The organism is Bradyrhizobium sp. IAR9 (genome assembly GCF_013408065.1).
GTDB lineage: Bacteria > Pseudomonadota > Alphaproteobacteria > Rhizobiales > Xanthobacteraceae > Bradyrhizobium.
The window spans coordinates 241,037-263,773 of record NZ_JACBZW010000014.1 but is presented as its reverse complement, the minus strand read 5'-3'; the positions used below and the strand labels follow the sequence as shown (position 1 = coordinate 263,773).

Annotated in this window: 19 protein-coding genes and 1 other RNA gene; 13 read left to right on the top strand and 7 right to left on the bottom strand. The window is 65.5% G+C overall.

Features of this window, described 5'->3' with window-relative positions; all coding sequences use genetic code 11:
- Positions 1-175 precede the first annotated feature (175 nt).
- The 3 genes from ssrS to GGD67_RS31015 form a co-directional block, all read right to left on the bottom strand.
- Positions 176-336, bottom strand: a non-coding RNA gene (ssrS, locus tag GGD67_RS31025) — 6S RNA.
- A 293-nt stretch (positions 337-629) separates the two neighbouring features.
- Positions 630-1,013 carry a cell division protein ZapA gene (locus tag GGD67_RS31020; protein ID WP_018318702.1) on the bottom strand — a complete coding sequence of 128 codons (384 nt, stop codon included), beginning with the start codon at positions 1,011-1,013 and terminating at the stop codon, positions 630-632.
- Positions 1,010-1,330: a DUF4164 domain-containing protein gene (locus GGD67_RS31015; RefSeq protein WP_018318703.1), complete on the bottom strand. Its 321-nt coding sequence runs from the start codon at positions 1,328-1,330 to the stop codon at positions 1,010-1,012. The genes GGD67_RS31020 and GGD67_RS31015 overlap by 4 nt, the downstream gene beginning before the upstream one ends.
- A 382-nt stretch (positions 1,331-1,712) precedes the next feature.
- Here GGD67_RS31015 and tkt point away from each other — a divergent pair, with 382 nt between their 5' ends.
- The 8 genes from tkt to GGD67_RS30975 all read left to right on the top strand — a co-directional run bounded on the left by tkt (position 1,713) and on the right by GGD67_RS30975 (position 11,290).
- A complete protein-coding gene (gene tkt, locus GGD67_RS31010) occupies positions 1,713-3,698 on the top strand; it encodes a transketolase (RefSeq protein WP_179738150.1) in 1,986 nt (661 codons plus the stop codon).
- A 148-nt stretch (positions 3,699-3,846) separates the two neighbouring features.
- Positions 3,847-4,854 (top strand): type I glyceraldehyde-3-phosphate dehydrogenase, encoded by a 1,008-nt coding sequence (gene gap, locus GGD67_RS31005; protein WP_018318705.1) that lies wholly within the window; start codon positions 3,847-3,849, stop codon positions 4,852-4,854.
- 152 nt (positions 4,855-5,006) lie between these two features.
- Positions 5,007-6,203 (top strand): phosphoglycerate kinase, encoded by a 1,197-nt coding sequence (locus GGD67_RS31000; RefSeq protein WP_179738148.1) that lies wholly within the window; start codon positions 5,007-5,009, stop codon positions 6,201-6,203.
- A gap of 56 nt (positions 6,204-6,259) precedes the next feature.
- Positions 6,260-7,327 carry a class II fructose-bisphosphate aldolase gene (fba, locus tag GGD67_RS30995; protein ID WP_018318707.1) on the top strand — a complete coding sequence of 356 codons (1,068 nt, stop codon included), beginning with the start codon at positions 6,260-6,262 and terminating at the stop codon, positions 7,325-7,327.
- A 270-nt stretch (positions 7,328-7,597) separates the two neighbouring features.
- Entirely contained in the window at positions 7,598-8,623 is a 1,026-nt protein-coding gene (locus tag GGD67_RS30990) for a class I fructose-bisphosphate aldolase (RefSeq protein ID WP_179738146.1), read from the top strand.
- Positions 8,624-8,626: 3 nt separating this feature from the next.
- Complete coding sequence (locus tag GGD67_RS30985) at positions 8,627-9,316, top strand: thiamine phosphate synthase (RefSeq protein ID WP_179738144.1); 690 nt, start codon at positions 8,627-8,629, stop codon at positions 9,314-9,316.
- 8 nt (positions 9,317-9,324) lie between these two features.
- A complete protein-coding gene (locus GGD67_RS30980; RefSeq protein WP_179738142.1) occupies positions 9,325-10,401 on the top strand; it encodes a tetratricopeptide repeat protein in 1,077 nt (358 codons plus the stop codon).
- 97 nt (positions 10,402-10,498) lie between these two features.
- Positions 10,499-11,290 carry an inositol monophosphatase family protein gene (locus tag GGD67_RS30975; RefSeq protein WP_092254484.1) on the top strand — a complete coding sequence of 264 codons (792 nt, stop codon included), beginning with the start codon at positions 10,499-10,501 and terminating at the stop codon, positions 11,288-11,290.
- A gap of 144 nt (positions 11,291-11,434) precedes the next feature.
- On the opposite strand, the gene GGD67_RS30970 is transcribed toward GGD67_RS30975, so the two are convergent.
- From GGD67_RS30970 to GGD67_RS30960, 3 genes are all read right to left on the bottom strand, one after another.
- Positions 11,435-14,593 (bottom strand): multidrug efflux RND transporter permease subunit, encoded by a 3,159-nt coding sequence (locus GGD67_RS30970; RefSeq protein ID WP_179738140.1) that lies wholly within the window; start codon positions 14,591-14,593, stop codon positions 11,435-11,437.
- Between the two features lie 6 nt (positions 14,594-14,599).
- Positions 14,600-15,793 carry an efflux RND transporter periplasmic adaptor subunit gene (locus tag GGD67_RS30965; RefSeq protein WP_018318713.1) on the bottom strand — a complete coding sequence of 398 codons (1,194 nt, stop codon included), beginning with the start codon at positions 15,791-15,793 and terminating at the stop codon, positions 14,600-14,602.
- A gap of 231 nt (positions 15,794-16,024) precedes the next feature.
- Positions 16,025-17,044 (bottom strand): cyclopropane-fatty-acyl-phospholipid synthase family protein, encoded by a 1,020-nt coding sequence (locus GGD67_RS30960; RefSeq protein WP_179738138.1) that lies wholly within the window; start codon positions 17,042-17,044, stop codon positions 16,025-16,027.
- Positions 17,045-17,212: 168 nt separating this feature from the next.
- Here GGD67_RS30960 and GGD67_RS30955 point away from each other — a divergent pair, with 168 nt between their 5' ends.
- The 4 genes from GGD67_RS30955 (at position 17,213) to GGD67_RS30940 (ending at position 20,157) form a co-directional block, all read left to right on the top strand.
- The gene (locus GGD67_RS30955) at positions 17,213-18,232 is read left to right on the top strand and encodes a flagellar motor protein MotA (protein ID WP_179738136.1); all 1,020 of its coding nucleotides are present in this window, start codon (positions 17,213-17,215) and stop codon (positions 18,230-18,232) included.
- Between the two features lie 146 nt (positions 18,233-18,378).
- Positions 18,379-19,407, top strand: a complete 1,029-nt coding sequence (locus GGD67_RS30950; protein WP_026202059.1) for a peptidoglycan -binding protein — start codon at positions 18,379-18,381, stop codon at positions 19,405-19,407.
- Complete coding sequence (locus GGD67_RS30945; RefSeq protein ID WP_018318717.1) at positions 19,407-19,853, top strand: GNAT family N-acetyltransferase; 447 nt, start codon at positions 19,407-19,409, stop codon at positions 19,851-19,853. Before GGD67_RS30950 ends, GGD67_RS30945 begins: the two co-directional genes overlap by 1 nt.
- Positions 19,854-19,941: 88 nt before the next feature.
- Entirely contained in the window at positions 19,942-20,157 is a 216-nt protein-coding gene (locus tag GGD67_RS30940) for a hypothetical protein (protein ID WP_020508691.1), read from the top strand.
- Between the two features lie 93 nt (positions 20,158-20,250).
- Here the strand turns inward: GGD67_RS30940 and GGD67_RS30935 are convergent, their stop codons facing one another.
- On the bottom strand, positions 20,251-22,101 hold the full coding sequence (locus GGD67_RS30935; protein WP_179738134.1) for an ABC transporter ATP-binding protein/permease: 1,851 nt from the start codon (positions 22,099-22,101) through the stop codon (positions 20,251-20,253).
- A 197-nt stretch (positions 22,102-22,298) separates the two neighbouring features.
- On the opposite strand from GGD67_RS30935, the gene rpmE reads away from it, so the two are divergent.
- On the top strand, positions 22,299-22,526 hold the full coding sequence (gene rpmE / locus GGD67_RS30930; RefSeq protein ID WP_007599895.1) for a 50S ribosomal protein L31: 228 nt from the start codon (positions 22,299-22,301) through the stop codon (positions 22,524-22,526).
- The last annotated feature ends 211 nt before the right edge of the window (positions 22,527-22,737 follow it).

Genomic DNA, 22,737 nt, shown 5'->3' with positions numbered 1-22,737 from the left:
ACGTCATCACCGCGAATGCGGGTGATCCAGTATTCAGAGGCGGTGGTGATTCACACAAAGGCCGCGGCGTACCGGATGTCCCGGTCCCCATGCACAATTGCGCACTGGGAAGGGCATGACACCTGTTGAACTGGGCCGCAGTCGTTTCAACAAGCACAAACCAAGCAAACAAAAGTGCGAAGCCGCGTACGCCGTTGAAGCACTCGATCCCGGAGTTCCCTACGAAAGTAGGTGGGCACCATATGTCCGGGCCCACGGGCCCGGCCAGGGACAGTTCCCTAAAGGATCGATAAGGCCCCGGGGATATATGGCTCCTGACGCGCGTCGCAGCCTCGCCCGCGCAATGTAACAACGATACTGACGAATCGCCAGCCCGACGAGCAGCCTCGCTTCCGCCGCGCGCTTCTTACCCTCCCTGGAGGGGGAGGGTCGGCTCACATTGAGCGCAGCGAAATGTGAGACGGGGTGGGGTGACGGTCCTCCACCCTCCAACAGTGTTCGTGTGGAGAGATCACCCCGCCCCGCTCGCGCTGCGCGCGATCGACCCACGGGCGAGCCTCGCTCGTCCCGGACCTCCAGGGGAGGGTACGCGCGCGGACACATTGAGCAAACCAGGCGATCCGCGGACGCTACCCGATCGCAATCCCGTTGCCGACGGTCCGGTTCAGGACCTGGGTCGACTTCTCGATGCGTTCGGCCGCGGCGTTCAGGGCATTCACCACGGCGGTCTGCGTCATCCGGGCGCGCTCGACGGCGGCGTTGCGGAAGTCCCTGAGCTCGGTCAGCTCCTGCTCCATGGTGCGGACACGGTTGCCGGCATCGACCAGCTCGTCGCAGACGGTCAGCGCCGCCATCACGGTGAGGCGCGCATCGCCGATCTCGCCGAATTTTCCGCGCAGCGACTGGATCCGCGTCTCCAGGCTTTCCGCGAGCTTGAGCAGCCGCACCTCCTGGCCCTCCTCGCAGGCCATGCGGTATTGCCGGCCATTGATGGTGACGTTGATGTGGCTCATCCGTCCTCTCCGGTATCGAGCACCGAGCGTATCGTGACGATCGCGGAATCCAGCCGGTCGGAAATCTCGCGATTGGTGCGCTCGAGCTTGCGCGCCTTCACCAGCGCGCCGTCGAGCTCGTCGGCGAGCCGCGAGCGATCCGCGCCCAATGCCTGGATTCGTGCCGCAAGCTCGTTCTCGTCGCGATCAGCATCGCGCCGCCGCTCGACCGCGCTTTCGAGCGCGTCGAGCGCCGCCATCAGCCTGCGGGTCGCGATCTCGATCTCGACCGCGGAGGACTCCGTCATGGCGGCACTGTTGGACACGCGATCGTTCATGTAGTCAGCGGCGGAACCTGTGGCCTTTGCCCAGTGGCCTTTTCCTGGGGCGTGCCGTCCGGCAAAAGACTCGGTTCGGCAAGCGGTTAGAAGCAGAAATTTACGTGGCAAGCTAGCCAAGCGCAACGCCGCCGCGAAACTATGCACTGCTAGATCGGGAGCGATCATCCCGATCCGTGGGTTCCTGCCGGTGCGATCACCTCCGAAACGGAGCCCCTTTCGAAGCGTGCCGCAGGCAACTTTTACGGCCGAATCGGCGTTTGACTGCCTTGGACTCCCGGAACCGAGGTGCTATCCCAGCCCCGACCTTCAGTGGCCGCCAGGCTCCTCCCGCGCGGGCGTACACCGCCTCCAAGCGCCTCATTTCAGACGGATTTCAGACATGACGCAGGTCGATCACACCCGTATGGCCAACGCGATCCGCGGCCTTTCGATGGACGCCGTCGAGAAGGCGAAATCGGGTCATCCCGGCCTGCCGATGGGTGCCGCCGACATCGCCACGGTGCTGTTCACGCAATTCCTGAAATTCGACGCCACCGCGCCCGCCTGGCCCGACCGCGACCGCTTCGTGCTCTCGGCCGGCCACGGTTCGATGCTGCTCTATTCGCTGCTGTATCTGACCGGCAATTCCGAGATGACGCTGGACCAGATCAAGCAGTTCCGCCAGGTCGACTCGCTCACCCCGGGACACCCCGAGAACTTCCGGACCAACGGCATCGAGACCACGACCGGCCCGCTCGGCCAGGGCATCTCGACCGCGGTCGGCATGGCGCTCGCCGAGAAGATGCTTGCCGCCGAATTCGGCAAGAAGATCGTCGATCACCATACCTATGTGCTCGCCTCCGACGGCGACCTGATGGAAGGCGTGTCGCAGGAAGCGATCGCGATGGCCGGGCACTGGAAGCTCAACAAGATGATCGTGCTCTACGACGACAACGGCATCTCGATCGACGGCCCGACCTCGATCTCCGATTCCGTCGACCAGGTGAAGCGCTTCAAGTCGGCGGGCTGGGCCGCCGAGAAGATCGACGGCCACGATCAGGCGGCGATTGCCGACGCCATCACGCGCGCGAAGAAATCCAACAAGCCGACGCTGATCGCCTGCCGCACCACCATCGGTTTCGGCGCCCCGCACAAGGCCGGGACGTCGAAGGTGCATGGCGAGGCGTTGGGGGCTGAGGAGCTCAAGGCCGCCAAGGAAAATCTCGGCATCTCGCTCGAGCCGTTCGCGGTCGCCGACGACGCGCTGAAGGCGTGGCGTGCAGCCGGCAGCCGCGGCGCTGCGGCGCGCCAGGAATGGGAGGGCCGGCTCGGTGAGCTCGGCAGCCGCAAGCGTGCAGAATTCGAGCGCCGCCTGCGCCATGAGCGTCCGGCTTCGCTCGCCAAGGCGGTGCGCGCGTACAAGAAGGAATTGCTGGAAAAGCCGATGACCGCGGCGACCCGCAAATCCTCGGAAGCCGTGATCGAAGTCATCGCCGGCGCGATGCCGATGGAATTTCTCGCCGGCTCGGCCGACCTCACCGGCTCCAACAACAACAAGGCGAAGTCGGCGACCGCCTTCTCGGCGAAGACGCCGAAGGGCCGCTTCATCCATTACGGCATCCGCGAGCATGGCATGGCCGCGGCGATGAACGGCATTTTCCTGCACGGCGGCTTCGCGCCGAACGGTGCGACCTTCCTGGTGTTCACCGACTATGCACGTCCTGCAATGCGCCTTGCCGCACTGATGGGCTCCGGCGTCGTCTATGTGATGACGCACGATTCCATCGGCCTCGGCGAAGACGGCCCGACCCATCAGCCGGTCGAGCATCTTGCCGCGCTGCGCGCCATTCCGAACATGCGTGTGTTCCGCCCGTGCGACGCCATGGAGGTCGCCGAGTGCTGGGAGCTCGCGCTCAATCGCGTGGACGGACCGACCGTGCTGGCGCTGACGCGCCAGAACCTGCCGCAGCTGCGCACCACCGCGCCGAACGACAATCCCTGCGCACAGGGCGCCTATGAGCTGGTCGCCGCCCAGGGCGAAGCCAAGGTGACGCTGTTCGCCTCCGGCTCCGAGGTCGAGATCGCGGTCGCCGCCCAGAAGCAGCTCGCGGAACGCGGCATCGCGTCGCGCGTTGTCTCCGTTCCCTCGCTCGAGCTGTTGTTAGCGCAACCAGAGGCCAAGCGCGCCGCGATCATCGGCAACGCACCGGTCAAGGTCGCGATCGAGGCTGCCGTGCGCTGGGGCTGGGATGCCGTGATCGGCCAGGATGGCGAATTTATCGGCATGCATTCGTTCGGCGAAAGCGGCCCTGCAAAGGAGCTTTACAAGCATTTCGGCATTACCGCCGAGGCTGCAGTTAACGCTGTGCTGAAGCGCGTTAGCTGAGAGTTGAGCTTGCCGCAAAAAAGGACTACCTAGTCTTCCATATGATCAAGCACCGCCCGGCCGAACCGGGCGCCCGCCCCTAAAAAACCCTCGCAGGCGCGCATAGCGCGTTGTGCGGGATGACAACGGTCATTGAAGGAGACGAAACATGGCAGTCCGCGTCGGAATTAACGGTTTTGGCCGCATCGGCCGCAACATCCTGCGGGCTATCGCCGAGTCCGGCCGCAAGGACATCGAGGTCGTCGGCATCAATGATCTCGGTCCGGTCGAGACCAACGCCCATCTGCTCCGCTTCGACAGCGTCCATGGCCGTTTCCCCGGCACCGTCACCGTCGACGGCGATACGATCAATCTCGGTGGCGGCAAGATCAAGGTGACCGCCGAGCGCGATCCCTCGAAGCTGCCGTGGAAGGATCTCGGCGTCGACATCGCGATGGAATGCACCGGCATCTTCACCTCGAAGGACAAGGCGTCCGCGCATCTGACCGCCGGCGCCAAGCGCGTGCTGGTCTCCGCGCCCGCCGACGGCGCCGACGCCACCATCGTCTACGGCGTCAACCATGAGACGCTGACCAAGGAGCATTTGGTCATCTCCAACGGCTCCTGCACCACCAATTGCCTGGCGCCGGTTGCCAAGGTGCTGAACGATCTCGTCGGCATCGAGACCGGCTTCATGACCACGATCCACGCCTATACCGGCGACCAGCCGACGCTCGATACGATGCACAAGGATCTCTATCGCGGCCGCGCGGCGGCGATGTCGATGATCCCGACTTCGACCGGTGCTGCGAAGGCGATCGGCCTCGTGCTGCCGGAGCTGAAGGGCAAGCTCGACGGCGTCGCGATCCGCGTGCCGACCCCGAACGTCTCGGTCGTCGACCTCAAGATCGTCGCCAAGCGCGCCACCGATGCCAAGGAGATCAACGCGGCGATGAAGCGGGCCAGCGAGCAGCAGCTCAAGGGCATCCTCGGCTACACCAATGCGCCGAACGTCTCGATCGACTTCAACCACGACCCGCACTCCTCGACCTTCCACGAGGACCAGACCAAGGTGCAGAACGGCACGCTGGTGCGCGTGATGTCCTGGTACGACAACGAGTGGGGCTTCTCGAACCGCATGGCGGACACCGCCGCTGCGATCGCGAAGGTGATCTAACTCCGCTCTCGTGTCCCGGACGCGATGCAGCGTGAAACGCTGCTTCGCAGATCCGGGACCCATTTAACTGCGGGACTCGCTGCAACGTGGGTCCCGGTTCTGCACAGCGGCACTGCGCGCCGCTAGTAGCGCCCGGGACAAGGAAGCGTCCGATGACCAACAAATTCCGCACCCTCGATGACGTCGACGTGAAGGGCAAGCGCGTGCTGCTGCGCGTCGATCTCAACGTGCCCATGGACAATGGCCGCGTCAGCGACACGACCCGGCTCGAGCGCGTCGCGCCGACCATCACCGAAATCTCGGACAAGGGCGGCAAGGTCATCCTGCTCGCGCATTTCGGCCGGCCGAAGGGGCGCGATCCCAAGGACTCGCTCAAGCCCGTCGCTGAAGCGCTGTCGAAGGTGGTGAAGAAGCCGGTCGCCTTCGCCGACGACTGCATCGGCGAGCCCGCGGCCAAGGCCGTCGCCAGCCTGAACGACGGCGACATCCTGTGTCTGGAAAATACCCGCTTCCACAAGGAAGAGGAAAAGAACGATCCGGCCTTCGTCGCGGAGCTGGCAAAGCTCGGCGACATCTGGGTCAATGACGCGTTCTCGGCGGCGCACCGCGCCCACGCCACGACCGAAGGCCTCGGCCACAAGCTCCCCGCCTATGCCGGCCGCACCATGCAGGCCGAGTTGGATGCGCTGGAGAAGGCGCTGGGCTCGCCGACCAAGCCTGTCATCGCGATCATCGGCGGCGCAAAAGTCTCGACCAAGATCGACCTGCTCGAAAACCTCGTCAGCAAGGTCGATGCGCTCGTGATCGGCGGCGGCATGGCCAACACCTTCCTGCACGCCCAGGGCGTCGGCGTCGGCAAGTCACTGGCCGAGAAGGATCTCGCACCGACCGCGGTGCGCATCATGGAGAAGGCGGAAGCCGCCAACTGCGCCATCATCCTGCCGGTCGACGCCACCGTTGCCTATCATTTCGCTGCCAACGCGCCCTCGCACGCCTATGGGCTCGATGCGATCCCGGCCGACGGCATGATCCTCGACGTCGGCCCGCAATCGATCGCCCGCGTCCACGCCGCGATCGACGATGCGGCGACCTTGGTCTGGAACGGACCGCTCGGCGCCTTCGAGATGCAGCCGTTCGATCGCGGCACGGTCGCGGCCGCCAGGCACGCCGCCGAGCGCACCAAGGCCAAGAAGCTGATCTCGATCGCAGGCGGCGGCGACACCGTCGCGGCGCTCAACCAGGCCCATGTGGCCGGTGACTTCACCTATGTCTCGACCGCCGGTGGCGCGTTCCTCGAATGGATGGAAGGCAAGCCCCTGCCCGGCGTCGAGGTTTTGCGCGTCAAGTAAGCCAGATCGGCGAGTAATCAGCGGCCCCGCAAGGCCCCAACGGGAGAAAAAGACAGATGGCTCGGATCACGTTACGTCAATTGCTCGACCACGCGGCGGAGAACGATTACGGCGTACCGGCCTTCAACATCAACAATATGGAGCAGGCGCTGGCGATCATGGACGCGGCCAACCAGGTCGACGCGCCCGTCATCATCCAGGCCTCGCGCGGTGCGCGCTCCTACGCCAACGACGTCATGCTCAAGCACATGATGGACGCGGTGACCGAGATCTATCCGCACATCCCGGTCTGCGTGCATCTCGACCACGGCAACGAGCCGGCGACCTGCATGACCGCGATTCAGGCCGGCTTTACCTCGGTGATGATGGACGGCTCGCTCAAGGCCGACGGCAAGACCCCCGGCGACTGGGGCTACAATGTCGGCGTCACCAAGACCGTGACCGACATGGCCCATCTCGGCGGCATCTCGGTGGAAGGTGAGCTGGGGGTGCTCGGCTCGCTCGAAACCGGCATGGGCGACAAGGAAGACGGCCACGGCGCCGAAGGCAAGCTCAGCCACGACCAGCTCCTGACCAATCCGGACGAGGCCGTGAAGTTCGTCCAGGAGACCAGAGTCGACGCGCTCGCGATCGCGATGGGGACCTCGCACGGCGCCTACAAGTTCACCCGCAAGCCGGACGGCGACATTCTCGCCATGAACGTGATCGAGGAGATCCACCGCAAGCTGCCGAACACGCATCTGGTGATGCACGGCTCCTCCTCGGTGCCGCAGGACCTGCAGGAGATCATCAACGCCAATGGCGGCAAGATGAAACCGACCTGGGGCGTGCCTGTGTCCGAGATCCAGCGCGGCATCAAGAACGGCGTGCGCAAGATCAACATCGACACCGACAACCGCATGGCCATGACCGGCCAGATCCGGAAAGTGCTCAAGGACAATCCGGAAGAGTTCGATCCGCGCAAATATTTGAAGCCGGCGATGGAGGCGATGACCAAGCTGTGCAAGCAGCGCCTCCAGGAGTTCAACACCGCCGGCCAGGCCTCCAAGATCAAGAAGGTCCTGACCACCGCCGAGATGGCCAAGCGCTACGCCAAGGGCGAGCTGGACCCGAAGGTCGCGTAAGGGCCGCAAACGCTCTCTCGTCCCCCCTCGCCCCGCTCTTGCGGGGAGAGGGCGGGGTAAGGGGCTGTTTCCGCATAATTGGTGACAATGGACTCGCGGAGAGTCCCCCTCACCCGCCGCGCTGGTGCGCGTCGGCCTCTCCCCGCAAGCGGGGAGAGACGAAGAACCCAGCCTCCCCCCTTTACCCTGCGACGAACGTTAACTCGGCAATTGCCCGAGAACGGTCTATTTTCACGGGCAAGGGCAGAATCGTTTTGGGAGGACCTCTCGATGAATCTGACTGAGCTCAACAGGATCGCGACCGCCATGGTCGTATCAGGCAAGGGTATCCTCGCCGCCGACGAATCCTCCGGCACCATCAAGAAGCGTTTTGACGCGATCGGCGTGGACTCGACCGAAGGCAACCGCCGCGACTATCGCGAGATGCTGTTCCGGTCCACGGAGGCCATGAGCCAGTATATTTCCGGCGTGATCCTGTATGACGAGACGATCTGGCAGGATGCCAAGGACGGCACGCCGCTGGTCAGGCTGATCGAACAGAGCGGCGCCATTCCCGGCATCAAGGTTGACGAGGGCACGCAGGCCCTGCCGATGTGCCCGGGCGAGCTCGTGACCGTCGGGCTCGACAAGCTCGCCGAACGGCTGAAGAAATACTATGAGCGCGGCGCGCGCTTCGCCAAATGGCGCGCTGTGATCGACATCGGCAGCGGCATCCCCTCGATGACCGCGATCAGCGTCAACGCCCATGCGCTGGCGCGCTATGCCGCGCTGTGCCAGGCCGCGCAGATCGTGCCGATCGTCGAGCCCGAGGTGCTGATGGACGGTGATCACGACATCGACCGCTGCTATGAGGTGACGACCCGCGTGCTCAACAAGACGTTCCAGGAATTGCGCGTGCAGCGCGTCGCGCTCGAAGGCATGGTGCTGAAACCGAACATGGCGATATCGGGCAAGAAATGCGCAAAGCAGGCCTCCGTCGAGGAGGTCGCCGAGAAGACGATCCGGCTGCTCAGGGCTTGCGTGCCCGCGGCCGTGCCCGGCATCGCCTTCCTCTCCGGCGGCCAGTCCGACGAGGAGGCGACCGCGCATCTCAACGCCATGCACAAGCTCGGCCCGCTGCCCTGGGGCCTGACCTTCTCCTACGGCCGCGCCCTGCAGGCCGCGCCGAAGAAAGCCTGGTCCGGCAAGGCCGAGAACGTCGCGGCCGGCCAAACCGCCTTCAGCCATCGCGCGCGAATGAACGGCCTCGCCTCCAAGGGCGAATGGCAAAGTAGCCTGGAAAAGAAGGCAGCCTAGATCTTGTCGAACAAACCGCCTCCGCCGCGCCCGGCGCCGCGCCTCTATCTCGCGACGCCTGTCGTCGATGATCCCGCTTCGCTTGTGGCCGAGCTGCCGGGCCTGCTGGCCGCCGCCGACGTCGCGGCCGTGCTGCTGCGGCTGAAGGAGACCGACCAGCGCACCATGATCTCGCGCATCAAGGCGCTCGCGCCGCCGGTGCAGAAAGCTGGCGCCGCGCTGCTCGTCGAGGGCCATGCCGAGCTGGTCGCGCGCGGCGGCGCCGACGGCGCGCACCTCCCCGGCATCGCCGCGCTGAAAGAGGCGCTGCCATCGCTCAAGCCCGATCGCATCGCCGGTGTTGGCGGGCTGACGACGCGGCACCATTCCATGGATGCGGGCGAGATGGGCGCGGATTACGTGCTGTTCGGTGAGCCCGATGCGAAAGGCCAGCGCCCCCAGGCGCAAGCCATCGCGGAGCGGCTGGACTGGTGGGCGGAGCTGTTCGAGCCACCTTGCGTCGGCTTTGCCATGTCGCTGCAGGAAGCCCACGATTTCGCCGCCAGCGGCGCCGATTTCGTGCTGGTCGGCGACTTCATCTGGGCCGATCCGCGCGGGCCCAAGGCCGCGCTGAGCGAGGTCGACGCTGCGATCAAGAAAGCCCATGCGACGGCGACGGCCAGCCAAAATCCTGCGAGCCAGGAGCACGGCTAGCGCCCGACATGAAGCTCCCCTGCATCACCATGCTGGCCACATTGCTGCTCACAGTGCCCGCGGCCGCGCAGCTCCAGATCACCCCGCCGGCCGCAACGCCGAGCGCGCCGCCTGAGAAGCAAAAGTCCAAGCCGCACGCGCTCACCAAGAAGAAAGAGGCCGCGCCGGCGCCCAAGCCTTCCGCCTCACCCAAGCCGTCCCCTTCCCCCAAGCCGGCCGCCACCGTGATCCCGGCGCCGCCGACCGAAAATTCCAACGTCGATCTGGTGTTCGGCGCCTATCAGCGCGGCCAGTACAAGACCGCGTTCGACCTCGCCACCGCCCGCGCGCAAGCCGGCGATCCCAAGGCGATGACAATGCTCGGCGAGCTCTATTCCAATGCCATGGGCATGCGGCGCGACTACGCCAAGGCCGCCGAATGGTACAAGCGCGCGGCCGATGCCGGCGACCGCGAGGCGATGTTCGCGCTCTCCATGCTGCGCATTTCGGGCCGCGGCGGCCCGATCGACAAGAGCGAGGCGGTCAAGCTGATGGCGTCGGCCGCCAAGCTCGGCGAGCCCAGGGCGGCCTATAACCTCGCTCTGCTCTATCTCGACGGCCAGACCCTGCCGCAGGACGTGAAGCGCTCCGCCGAGCTGCTGCGCCTGGCCGCCGATGCAGGCCTGCCCGAGGCGCAATACGCGCTGGCGACCTTCTACAAGGAAGGCACCGGCGTGCCGAAGGACCCGGAACGCTCGGTGCGGCTGCTCCAGGCCGCCTCCCTCGCCGACAATGTCGACGCCGAGGTCGAATATGCCATCGCCATGTTCAACGGCACCGGCACGCCGAAGAACCAGCCGGCTGCCGTCGCCCTGCTCCGCAAGGCCTCCCGCCAGGGCAGCGCGATCGCGCAGAATCGGCTGGCGTGGGTGCTGATCAACGGCGTGGGCACGTCCGTAGACAAGGTCGAGGGCTTCAAATGGCACCTGGTGGCCAAAACCGCCGGCAAAGGCGACCCGGAGCTCGACAAGCAATTATCCGACCTGCCGGCCGAGGACCGGGCCAAGGCGGAGGCCGCCGCCAGAAAATGGCTCGGGACCAAATGACTTGACGCAATGACTTGACCTGAGGGCCCTTGCAGGGCACCCAGTCCCCCAAACAGGCGTGATTTCCCGCCATTTCCCCCGATCAAAACCAGAGCTCATGCTGTATTCCGCCACTATCAACGTCATGGTCAAAGCCGCGCGCCGCGCCGGCCGCAGCCTCAAGCGCGATCTCGGCGAGATCGAGCATCTCCAGGTCTCGCTGAAGGGGCCAGCCAATTTCGTTTCGCTCGCCGACAAGCGCGCCGAGGAGATCCTCTACCAGGACCTCGCCAAGGCGCGGCCTGGCTATGGCTTCATCGGCGAGGAGGGCGGCACGCGCGAGGGCTCCGACAAGAGCCACACCTGGATCGTCGACCCGCTCGACGGCACCACCAACTTCCTGCACGGAATCCCGCAATTCGCGATCTCGATCGGCCTCGTGCGCGAGGGCACGATCATCGCGGGCGTGATCTACAATCCCGCCAATGACGAGCTCTACATCGCCGAGCGCGGCAAGGGCGTCTTCCTCAACGACCAGCGCCTGCGCGTCGCCGGCCGCCGCCAGCTCAACGAATGCGTGGTGGCCTGCGGCCTGCCCCACATCGGCCGCGGCGATCACGAAGAATTCCGCCGCGAGATGACCGCGATCCAGGACCGCGTCGCAGGCCTGCGCCGTTTCGGCGCCGCCTCCCTCGACCTCGCCTTCGTCGCCGCCGGCCGCCTCGACGGCTATTGGGAACGCAATCTGCAATCCTGGGACATCGCCGCCGGTATGCTGATGGTGCGCGAAGCGGGCGGCACGGTGAGTGACATCAACACGCCCGGCGATGCGCTGGTCACTGGGGACGTGGTGTGCGGGAATGAGTACGTGCACGGGGAATTGGTGAAGATCTTGCGGAAACCGGCGTAAGACGCATCGTCATTCCGGGACGCGCCTCTTGGCGCGGGCCCGGAATCCATTGATCCGCATCAATGGTGGCATGATGGTTCTCAGATGCGCAACTGCGCATCATACATAGTTCGCGCTTCGCGCCCCGGAATGACGACGGTGGCGTTACGTCGACCGCACCGGCGCCGGGGGGCCGTACGCCTCACCTTCCCTCACCGCCTCCGCCTCCCTGTCCCCCGCGAGCACGCGCTGCACGGAGACGAAGAACACCGGCACCATCAACAGCGCCAGGATCACCACCGCGATCATGCCGCCCATCACGATGCTGCCGAGCGCTTGCTGGCTGGCGCCGCCGGCGCCGTGGGCGATCGCCATCGGCAGCACGCCGCAAATGAAGGCGAGGCCGGTCATCAGGATCGGGCGGAAGCGCAGGCGGCAGGCCTCGATGGTGGCTTCCACCAGCGGCTTGCCTTCTTTCCGCAGATCCTTCGCGAATTCGATGATCAGGATCGCGTCCTTTGCCGCAAGGCCGATGATGGTGATCAGGCCGACGGTGAAATAGACGTCGTTGGGCAGGCCGCGCAGCATGGCCGCGATCACCGCGCCGACGATGCCGAGCGGCACCGTGAGCAGCACCGCGAGCGGAATGGTCCAGCTCTCGTAGAGCGCCGCGAGGCACAGGAACACCACGAACACCGACAGACCGAGCAGGAACGGCGCCTGCGAGCCCGATAGCTTCTCCTGGAGCGACTGCCCGGTCCATTCGTAGCCGAAGCCGCGCGGCAGACGGCCGGCAAGACGCTCCATCTCGGCGATCGCGTCACCCGAGGTGAAGCCGGGCTTGGCCTCGCCGGAGATGCGCACCGCCGGATAATAGTTGAAGCCTGCGATCTGGGTCGGGCCTCGCGCCCATTCCACCGTGGCAAAGGACGAGAACGGCACCAGCTGGCCGCGGCTGTTCTTGACGTTGTAGTTGAGGATGTCCTCGGTCCGCATGCGGTCGCGGGCGTCGGCCTGCACCACGACGCGCTGCATGCGGCCGCGGTTCGGGAAGTCGTTGATGTAGTTCGACCCGAGATTGGTCGAGATCGTGTTGTTGATGTCCTCGAAGGTGACGCCGAAGGCGCCGGCCTTCTCGCGGTCGATCATGAGATTGACCACCCCGGCCTCGGGCAGGCCTTCGACATAGACCTTCTGGAGCACGGGACTGGCGTTGGCTTCCGCGATCAACTGATCGGCGGCGCGCATCAAGGCCGGATAGCCCTTCTGTCCGCGGTCCTGGAGGCGGAACGAGAAGCCCGACGAGTTGCCGAGATTGTCGATCGGCGGCGGCTGCAGCGCGGAGATTTTGGCATCGCGGATCGACGCCCCCAGATCGCGGTTGATGTCGTTGACGATCGCCGCGGCCGAATCCTTCGGTCCACGCTCCGACCAGTCCTTCAGCGTGATGAAGGCCTGCGCGGTGTTCATGCCCTGGCCGGAGAAGCTGAAGCCGGTGAGGAAGGTGACATCTTTCACGCCTGGACGTTCGGCGAGGTATTTCTCGACCTTCTCGATCACGGCCTCGGTGCGGGGATAAGAAGAATCCGACGGCGTTTGCACGTCGGTGGTGACGAAGCCCTGGTCGTCGATCGGCAGGAAGCCGCCCGGCAGGCTGACGAAGGCCCAGGACAGGCCGACGAGCAGCGCGACATAGACCAGCATCAGGCGGCCGGTCCGCTTCAGCGAGAAGCCGACGGTGCGGGAATAGCCTTCCTTGCCGCCTTCGAGCACGCGGTTGAACCAGCCGAACACGCCCCGCTTCGCATGACCGTGGCCGGCCGCGACCGGCTTGAGCAAGGTCGCGCACAGCGCCGGCGTCAGCGACAGCGCGAGGAATGCGGAGAAGCCGATCGCAGCGACCATAGTCACGGAGAACTGGCGGTAGATGATGCCGACCGATCCCGGGAAGAACGCCATCGGCACGAACACCGCCATCAGCACCAGCGTGATGCCGATGATGGCGCCCGATATCTGCGACATCGCCTTGCGCGTCGCCTCCTTCGGCGGCAGCCCCTCCTCGCTCATGATGCGCTCGACGTTCTCGACCACGACGATGGCGTCGTCGACGAGGATGCCGACCGCGAGCACCATGCCGAACATCGAGAGCATGTTGATGGAATAGCCGGCGAGCAGCAGCGTGGTGCAGGCGCCCAGAAGCGCCACCGGCACAACGATGGTCGGGATGATGGTGTAGCGGATGTTCTGCAGGAACAGGAACATCACCACGAACACCAGCACCACGGCTTCGACCAGCGTCGTCAGCACCTTCTTGATCGAAGCCTCGACCACCGGCGTGATGTTGTAGGGAATCTCGTAAGTGATGTTGGCCGGAAAGAACCGCGACAGCTCCTTCATCTTCTCTTCGACCGCGCTCGCGGTCGCCAACGCATTGCCGGTCGGCGACATCAACACAGAGAGACCGGCGGTCGGCTTGCCATTCAGGCGCGTGTTGAACTGGTAGCTGAGGCCGCCGACCTCGATGCGCGCAACGTCGCGCAGGCGCACGGTCGAGCCGTCGGCATTGGCGCGCAGGATGATGGCGCCGAATTCATCCGGGGAAGAGAGCTGGCCCTTGACCAGCACCAGCGAGGAGGTGCGCTGGCTCGAGGTCGACGGCTCGGCGCCGATGCTGCCCGAGGCAACCTGCGCGTTCTGCGCGGCAATGGCCTTGTTGACGTCGTCGGCGGTGAGCCCATAGCCGACGAGCTTGGCCGGATCGACCCAGACGCGAAGCGAGCGCTCGGTCGAATAGAGCGTGGCGCGGCCGACGCCGGGGATGCGGCGGACTTCACCGAGCACGTTGCGGATCATGAAGTCGCCGAGCCCGACCTCGTCGAGGCTGCCGTCGGTCGAATTCAGCGTGATGATCTGGAGCACCGCGCTCGAGGCTTCCTCGATCAGGATACCCTGCTGAATCACCGCGCGCGGCAGGCGCGCCTCGACCCGCTTGATGCGGTTCTGCACCTCGACCGAGGCCGCGCTGGTATCGGTGCCGGGCACGAAATTGGCGATGATCTCGACCTGGCCGAGCGAGTCGCTGGTCGATTCGAAATTGAGGATGCCGGAGGCGCCGTTGAGCTCCTCCTCGATCAGTCGCGTGACGCTGTTGTAGAGGTTTTCGGGCGAGGCGCCAGGATAGCTGGTCGAGATCGAGATCGAGGGCGGCGCGATGATCGGATATTGCGCGATCGGCAGCAGCGGCACGGCAATTGCGCCGATCAAGCAGATGAACAGCGCGACCACCCAGGCAAAGATTGGCCTGTCGATAAAGAAACTCGCCATGGCGCGTTACCGCGTGAGCTTCAGGGCGTGCCGGTTGTCCGCGGTCGCGTCCGCCTCCGACCAGGATTGCGGCTTGACCTTGTCGCCGGCGGCGAACTTCTGGAAGCCTTCAACCACGACCTTGTCGCCGGCCTTCAGGCCTTCGGTGACAAACCAGATTCCGTCCTGCACCGACCCCGTGCGCACCGGCTGCACCGCGATGTGGTTGTCGTCCTTGACGACGAACACTTCGCTGCCGCCGCCGCCATTGCGCTGGATCGCTTGCTGCGGCACCGCGATCGCGTCGCTATCGAGACCCTGGTCGATGCGGACGCGGACATACATGCCCGGCAGCAGTTCGCGCTTGGGATTGGGGAACTCGCCGCGCAACGTCACCTGCCCGGTGTGGGCGTCGACCTTGGCGTCGGAGAACAGCAGCTTGCCGTCGAGCGAATAAAGCGTGTTGTCGTCGAGCACGAGGCGCACCTTGGCGGCGTCGGACGCGATACGCTCGAGATCGCCGGTCTCGAAGGCGCGGCGGAGCTGGTTGAGCTCGGTCACCGACTGGGTGAAGTCGGCGTAGATCGGATCGAGCTGCTGGATGGTGGCGAGATTGGTCTCGTTCTGCACGGCGAGCGCGCCTTCGCTGACGAGGGCCGCACCGACGACGCCGTCGATCGGCGCGCGCACGGTAGCATAATCGAGATTGAGCTTTGCCCGCGCGAGCTCGGCCTTGCGTCCCTCGACCTCGGCGTGGGCCTGACGCTCGGCCGCGATCGCCTTTTCGTTCTCGGCTTCCGGGGCGGCGCGGTCCTTGGTAAGCGCAGCGACGCGGCGTGCCTGCTGGTGCGCCTGCATCGCAGCAGCCTCGGCCTTGGCGAGCGCCGCCTCGTTGGCCAGCACCTCGACCTCGAACGGGCGCGGATCGATGCGGTAGAGCGGATCGCCTGCCTTCACCTCGCTGCCCTGGCGGAACAGGCGCTCGACCACGATGCCGGAGACGCGCGGCCGCACGTCCGAGACACGCGTCGGCGCGATGCGTCCCGGCAATTCCCGGACCACTGCGCGCGGCTGCGGCTTAACAATGACGATGCTGACGTCCGGATAGGTGGGCGGGGCGGCAGACACGGCGGAGCTGGATTCGTCGCAAGCACCAAGCAGCGGCGCCAGGGCCGCGAGCAGTATTGCAACGCATGCCGATCGCGCGCGAAGTCCTGACATGAAATGGGGTGCCCCGATATTGTTGAAACTAATCATGCTCGCGCGAGGCCCGTTCTGGACCTTTTACACGCGGCTGATACCGCCAAAATAGAATGCATCTGCTGCGATGCAACGCATGACGCGGGCGGCTCATTGTCACACAGCTTACACGATTGAAATAAGAAGGCTTTTGCCGTGTCACTTGATTGTGAGTCGGGGTTCCACCGGCGCGTGTGCGGCGGAACATCGCAATTACTCGGCGGCCTTCATCCGGTAGTGACTGACCCCCCATTCGGTTCCATCGGCATAGCCGAACAGGCCCGATGTTGCGAGCAAGAACCAGCGCCAGCGCCGCATCCACAGGCAGGTGTGTTCGCCATAGACCTGGCGCAGGGACGCCTCGATCGCATCCCGATGCGTGTCGAAATTGGCGAGCCAGTCATTAGTGGTGCGCTGATAATGCGTGCCGCTCCAGCACCATTCCTTCTCGACCGTGAAGATGTCGTGGAATTGCCTGACGAGGTGATGGCTCGGCATCAGCCCGCCGGTGAAGACGTGCTGCGCGATCCAGTCCTCGCGATCGAGCCGGTCGAACAGCTGCGAGCCGGAGCGATGGGTGACGATCTGCATGAAGAAGCGCCCATCCGGCGCGAGCCATGACCGCAGCCGCGACATCAGCTTGCGCCAGTTCATCATCTGCTCGAACATCTCGACCGAGACGATGCGGTCGAACTGGCCGTCGGGCGCGAACACGTTCATGTCCGCAGTGACCACCCGCAGGTTCAGCAAGCCGCGCCGCCGCGCCTCCTCCTCGACATGAGCGCGCTGCGCCCGCGAGGTCGACACCGCCGTCACCTTGGCGTGTGGAAACTGCCGTGCCATCCACAGCGACAGCGAGCCCCAGCCGCAACCGAGCTCGAGGATGGTCTGGCCGTCGGCGAGGCCGGCATGCTCGACCGTCTGGCGCAGCGCCTCCTCCTCCGCCTCCTGCAAGGTGGTCGCATCGGTCTTGTAGAAGCAGCAGGAATATTTGCGGCTGGGGCCGAGCATTTCGGCGAAGAACGCCGCGGGCACCTCCTCACGCCCGGCCTCAGCGTTTTCGGCGATCGGCCGCAGCATCATCCGGCCGGCGAATGCGGCGTCGGCGGCCGCGTCATGCGCGGCGAGGCGGGTTGCGCTGCGGGAGCACAGGCGCTGGATCGCGGCGCGGATCACGACGTCCGGCAGCGGCACGCGTTCGGCAGTCCCGATGATCGCGGAAACGACACTCATGCGCCCCCCGAATGGCGAATCTCTGCAGATAGCTGCTTATCAAAGCCCCGCTTCCGGTCCGGGTTCCCCGAGCTGTCCCCGAAATCGGCGCATCCGGCGCTTTTTTTGGGCCGGCGCTGTGCCATAGTGCGCGCCGCAAGCAAGCTTTTGGAATGGATGATACCGGCCATGCCGTCAGGCGCCTCGCCCCGCTCCACCATGGATATCGAGTATACAAAGCTGTCCTCACCCAGCGTCTTCCTGGTGAGGATGCTGGTCTTCCTGGTGCTGTGCACGCTGGTCGGCGTGGTGCTCTACAAGCAGATCATCCAGGCCTTCTTCGCTAATCCCGGCCTCAATGCCCTGATCGGCGGCGTGCTGTTCATCGGCATCATCCTGGCCTTCCGCCAGGTCATCCGACTCTACCCTGAGGTCTCCTGGGTCAACAATTTCCGCATCGCCGATCCTGGCCTGGCGCCGGCCCGGCACCCGAAACTGCTGGCGCCGATGGCGGCGATCCTCGGCGGCGAGCGCTCCGGGCGAATGTCGATCACCCAGACCACGATGCGGCATTTGCTCGATTCGATCGCGACCCGCCTGGATGAAGCCCGCGACATCTCGCGCTACATGACCGGCCTCCTGGTGTTCCTCGGCCTGCTCGGCACCTTCTGGGGCCTGATCGAGACGGTCGGCTCGGTCGGCAAGGTGATCGACGGGCTCAAGGTCGGCGGCGATTCCGGCGCGCTGTTCGACACGCTGAAGGAGGGCCTCGCAGCCCCGCTGGGCGGCATGGGCATCTCGTTCTCCAGCTCGCTGTTCGGCCTCGCGGGATCGCTGATCCTCGGCTTCCTCGATTTGCAATCGAGCCAGGCGCAGAACCGTTTCTACACCGACCTGGAAGACTGGCTCGCCACCACGGTGCGCGAATATGGCAGCGGCGAGGTCGCGGTCGCTTCCGGCGGCGGCGGAGTCGCCGGCGGCGAGCTCCAGGCCGCGGTCGAACGCTTACGCTCCGTGCTCGAGGAAGGCAGCGCCAGCCGCGGCACCACGGCGGCGATGGCGAGCCTTGCCGAAGCCATCCAGGCGCTGGTCTCGCACATGCGCACCGAGCAGCAGATGATCCGCGAATGGGCCGACGGCCAGGGCGAGCAGAACCGCGAGATCCGGCGTCTGCTGGAGCGCATCGCCCGCCAGCCGGAAAAGAGCTGAGACGATCTCGTGCCCCGGACGCGACGCAGCATGAAATGATGCGTTGCTGAGCCGGGGCCCAGCGTCAGGGACAATATGGTCCCGGCCCTGCGAAGCAGCGTTGCACGCTGCATCGCGTCCGGGACACGAAAGTGGAGACGGACAACATGGCTCTAGCGCGCGGCCGCCGCAGCGAAGGCGCCTTCAACTACTGGCCCGGCTTCGTCGACGCGCTGTCGACGCTGGTGCTGTCGATCGTGTTCCTGCTGTCGGTGTTCCTGGTGGTGCAGTTCTTCCTGTCGCAGGAGGTCACCGGCAAGGACAAGGCGCTGGAGCTGCTCAACGCCAAGATCGCCCAGCTCAACGAGCTGTTGTCGCTGGAGAAGCTCGGCAAGCTCACGCTCGACGACCAGGTTTCGCAACTGAAGGCCGGTCTCGCCTCGGCCGAGACCGAGCGCGACCGCATCAAGGGCCTCTATGATGGCCTCGCTGCCGCCGGCAGCGATGCGCAAGGCAAGACCTCCGAGCTCGGCAAGGCGCTGGATTCGGAGAAGGCGGTCTCGGCGCGGGCACTGGCCCAGATCGAGGTGCTGAACCAGCAGATCAGCGCGCTCAGGCGGCAATTGGCCGCGCTGGAAGAGGCGCTCGACGCGAGCGAGAAGCGCGACAAGGAATCGCAGAACCGCATCGCCGATCTCGGGTCTCGCCTGAACGTGGCGCTGGCGCAGCGCGTGCAGGAATTGTCGCGCTACCGCTCGGAATTCTTCGGCCGCCTGCGCGCCATCCTCGGCAACCGGCCCGACATCCGCATCGTCGGCGACCGCTTCGTGTTCCAGTCCGAAGTGTTCTTCGACACTGGACAGGCGGTGCTTCTGCCCGAGGGCCGCGCCGAGCTCGACACCTTGGCGGCCGCGCTGATCGAGCTCGACAAGAAGATCCCGAGCGACATCCCCTGGGTGCTGCGCGTCGACGGCCACACCGATGTGCGTCCGGTCAACGGTCCGAACTTCAAGTCGAACTGGGATCTGTCCGCGGCACGTTCGATCTCGGTGGTGCAATATCTGGTCTCGCTCGGCGTACCCGCCCAGCGCCTCGTCGCGGCCGGCTTCGGCGAATTCCAGCCGCTCGATCCCGGCAACACGGAAGAGGCTTACAAGCGCAACCGCCGCATCGAGCTGAAGCTGACGGAGCGGTAGTGAGCGCGATCCACCTCCGCCCCTACGCGGCCTCCGACGAAGCCGCCGCGATCGATCTCTGGCATCGCACCTGGCAGCAGGCCTATCCGCAGATCGACTTCGCGGCACGGCTCGAATGGTGGCGCGAGCGCTGGCTGAGGGATCTGGTGCCGAAGGCGTCCATTGTCGTCGCCGAGCAGAATGGTGCCCTCACCGGCTTCGTCACCATCGACGGCGACGGCTATCTCGACCAGCTCGTGGTTGACCCTGATCACTGGGGCTCGGACGCAGCCCGGCTGCTGGTCGAAGAGGCCAAGCGCCTTTCGCCATCAGGCATCACGCTGCTCGTCAACAAGGACAATTCCCGCGCCATCCGCTTCTACGAGCGCAACGGCTTTGCTCATGCCGGCGACGATGTGAACCCGACCTCGGGCCGGCCGGTGCTGAAGATGGCCTGGCGGGCGTAATTCTGGCGGGCGTGAGGCCTGTCACGCAGGGATCCTGCGAGGTCGGTTATTCGTTGTGTCAGCGATGACAAGCGAATGGAGGCGATCGATGCGGCTGCGCGATCTTGCCAAGGGTTCCTCGGTGTTTCTGGGCGTCATCGTCGCCGGATATTTATCGACGACCTATGTCGACCAGCGTTTTGCTGCGCCCAAGGTCTCCGAACGGACAGAGTCGGCATCAGCCTCGGCCTGCGTCGGGGAGGACGGCAGCTGGAAGAATTGGCAGTGGCCAAACGTGCCTGCGCTGTCGCCGAAGTGCCGGTAAACCCGCCTGCCCAAGACAAAACGTCGAAAACAACCCCATGCACAGTAAACGGCGCAAGCAAAGTCAATAGCTTACGAACCGGCCCTGAGGGCCTCAAGCCCCCTCGAACTGCAACCTCGCCAGCCGCGCATAGAGCCCGTTCGCGGCCACGAGCTCGGCATGCGTGCCCTGCTCGACGATCTTGCCCTGGTCCATCACCAGGATGCGGTCGCAGGACAGCACGGTGGCAAGGCGGTGGGCGATCACCAGCGTGGTGCGGTGGCGCATCAGCTCCTCCAGAGCGGTCTGCACCAGCGTTTCGCTTTCGGCATCGAGCGCGGAGGTGGCTTCATCGAGCAGCAGCAGCGGCGCATCGCGCAGGATGGCGCGTGCGATCGCGATGCGCTGGCGCTGGCCGCCGGACAGCGTCACACCGCGCTCGCCGAGCGGGGTGTCGAAACCTTCGGGCAGGCGGCGGATGAATTCGGCGGCATGCGCGAGCTCGGCGGCGCGCTCGACCTCGGCGTCGGTTGCATCGGGCCGGCCGAAGCGGATGTTCTCGCGGGCGCTGGCGGCGAACACGTTCGATTCCTGCGGCACCAGTGCGATGCGCGCGCGGAAATCGCGGGGATCTGCGGACTTGACCGGCACGCCGTCGAGCGAGATCACGCCGCTGCGTGGATCGTAGAAGCGCAGCAGCAGATGGAAGATCGTGCTTTTGCCGGCGCCGGACGGACCAACGATCGCGACCTTCTCGCCGGGTCGCACCGTGAATGACACGGCATCGAGCACATTGACGTCGCGCCGCACCGGATAGGCGAAGCTGACCCGGTCGAAGCCGACCTCGCCGCGTGCCGGCACCGGCAGCGCGCGGGGAGACGCGGGCGCCTTGATGTCGGGCTGCACATGCAGGATCTCGAACAGCCGTTCGGCCGCGCCTGATGCCGCCGAGACCTCGCCCCAGACCTCGCTGAGCTGGCCGAGGCCGGCTGCGGCGAACACCGCATAAAGCACGAACTGACCGAGCCGGCCCGGCGAAATCGCGCCGGTGAGCACGTCATGCGAGCCGATCCAGAGGATCGCGACCACGCTTGCGAACACGATGAAGATGATGATGGCGGTGAGCACGGCGCGCGCCTGGGTCGAGGTGCGCGCGGCCTCATAGGCCTGCTCGACCTCGCCGCCGAAGCGCTTCTCGGCGAATTGCTCGCTGGTGTAAGCCTGCACGGTGCGGATCGCGCCGACCAGCTCGCCCGCATAAGCCGAGGCGTCGGCAAGCGTGTCCTGCGCATTGCGCGACAGACGCCGCACCCAGCGCCCGAAGGCGACCAGCGGCAGCACGATCAAGGGAATCGCCAGCAGCACGAAGCCCGACAGCTTCGGACTCGTGATCACCATCATCGCCGCGGCGCCCAGAAACATCATCAAATTGCGCAGCGCGATCGACACCGAGGCGCCGACGGCCGATTTGAGCTGGGTGGTGTCGGCGGTGAGCCGCGAGATCAATTCGCCGCTGCGTGCGGAATCGAAGAAGGCGGGAGACAGCGAGAGCAGATGGGCGAAGACGTCGCGCCTGAGATCGGCGACGATGCGCTCGCCGATCGTCATCACGAGGTAGTAGCGCGCGGCGCTGGCGAGCGCGAGCACGCCGACCACCGCGAGCATCACCGAGAAGTAGCTGTTGATCAGCTCGATGCCCTCGGGCGTCAGGCCGAAATCGATCATCCGGCGCACCGCGACCGGCACCAGCAGCGTGGTCAGCGCCGCGACCGTGAGTGCGACGAAGGCCAGCGCCGCGCGGCCGCGATAGCGGCTGACATAGGGCGCCAGCGCGAGCAGCGGCCGCAGCTTGGCGCGACCCTTGGCCGGCTCTTCGATCAGCTCGGCCTCGATCGACGGGGTGTCCGCGGCATTCATTCCGGGCCGATCGACATAATGGTCATCAAGCCGTTCCACTGCGCTCATGAGATCCAACCCATTGCATTCGTTTGCTCCCAATAGGCCGGTGCAAGGGTAGTGGCAAATCCGGGAAGTCCCTTAGGGGCAAACCCGGTTCACCGCCCCGGAGTGGCTTGTTTTAGCGGGTTTCGTGAGGTATAGAGCCGCCCAAATCCGTCATTCGATAGCCACCCAAGAAGGCGCCGGGGCGCCGAGGAATTGCCATGAAAGCCGAAATTCACCCGAACTATCATACGATTAAGGTCGTGATGACCGATGGAACCGAGTACCTGACCCGCTCGACCTGGGGCAAGGAAGGTGACACGCTGAACCTCGACATCGACCCGAAGTCGCACCCGGCCTGGACCGGCGGCAATGCCCAGCTGATGGATCGCGGCGGCCGCGTCTCGCGCTTCCAGAAGAAGTTTTCGGGCTTTCTCAAAAAGGATTGATCCGGCCCGCAATGGCTGGAGACGAAAAACGCCCCCGGAGAGCCGGGGGCGTTTTTGTTTTAGGGGGTCTCGCGCCGCTGCCAGACCCGTCATCCTGAGGTGCGAGTGGCGCGATGCAACGCATCGCGCCGGGAGCCTCGAAGGATGAACGGCCACAGCCGGGCCGTCGCCCTTCGAGGCCCGCTACGCGGGCACCTCAGGGTGACGGTCA

Bases quoted from the DNA above. Each gene is read 5' to 3' on its own strand.
- GGD67_RS31020 (WP_018318702.1), bottom strand. From the start codon at position 1,013: ATGAGCCACATCAACGTCACCATCAATGGCCGGCAATACCGCATGGCC.
- GGD67_RS31015 (WP_018318703.1), bottom strand. From the start codon at position 1,330: ATGAACGATCGCGTGTCCAACAGTGCCGCCATGACGGAGTCCTCCGCG.
- tkt (WP_179738150.1), top strand. From the start codon at position 1,713: ATGACGCAGGTCGATCACACCCGTATGGCCAACGCGATCCGCGGCCTT.
- gap (WP_018318705.1), top strand. From the start codon at position 3,847: ATGGCAGTCCGCGTCGGAATTAACGGTTTTGGCCGCATCGGCCGCAAC.
- GGD67_RS31000 (WP_179738148.1), top strand. From the start codon at position 5,007: ATGACCAACAAATTCCGCACCCTCGATGACGTCGACGTGAAGGGCAAG.
- fba (WP_018318707.1), top strand. From the start codon at position 6,260: ATGGCTCGGATCACGTTACGTCAATTGCTCGACCACGCGGCGGAGAAC.
- GGD67_RS30990 (WP_179738146.1), top strand. From the start codon at position 7,598: ATGAATCTGACTGAGCTCAACAGGATCGCGACCGCCATGGTCGTATCA.
- GGD67_RS30980 (WP_179738142.1), top strand. From the start codon at position 9,325: ATGAAGCTCCCCTGCATCACCATGCTGGCCACATTGCTGCTCACAGTG.
- GGD67_RS30975 (WP_092254484.1), top strand. From the start codon at position 10,499: ATGCTGTATTCCGCCACTATCAACGTCATGGTCAAAGCCGCGCGCCGC.
- GGD67_RS30970 (WP_179738140.1), bottom strand. From the start codon at position 14,593: ATGGCGAGTTTCTTTATCGACAGGCCAATCTTTGCCTGGGTGGTCGCG.
- GGD67_RS30965 (WP_018318713.1), bottom strand. From the start codon at position 15,793: ATGTCAGGACTTCGCGCGCGATCGGCATGCGTTGCAATACTGCTCGCG.
- GGD67_RS30960 (WP_179738138.1), bottom strand. From the start codon at position 17,044: ATGAGTGTCGTTTCCGCGATCATCGGGACTGCCGAACGCGTGCCGCTG.
- GGD67_RS30955 (WP_179738136.1), top strand. From the start codon at position 17,213: ATGCCGTCAGGCGCCTCGCCCCGCTCCACCATGGATATCGAGTATACA.
- GGD67_RS30950 (WP_026202059.1), top strand. From the start codon at position 18,379: ATGGCTCTAGCGCGCGGCCGCCGCAGCGAAGGCGCCTTCAACTACTGG.
- GGD67_RS30940 (WP_020508691.1), top strand. From the start codon at position 19,942: ATGCGGCTGCGCGATCTTGCCAAGGGTTCCTCGGTGTTTCTGGGCGTC.
- GGD67_RS30935 (WP_179738134.1), bottom strand. From the start codon at position 22,101: ATGAGCGCAGTGGAACGGCTTGATGACCATTATGTCGATCGGCCCGGA.
- rpmE (WP_007599895.1), top strand. From the start codon at position 22,299: ATGAAAGCCGAAATTCACCCGAACTATCATACGATTAAGGTCGTGATG.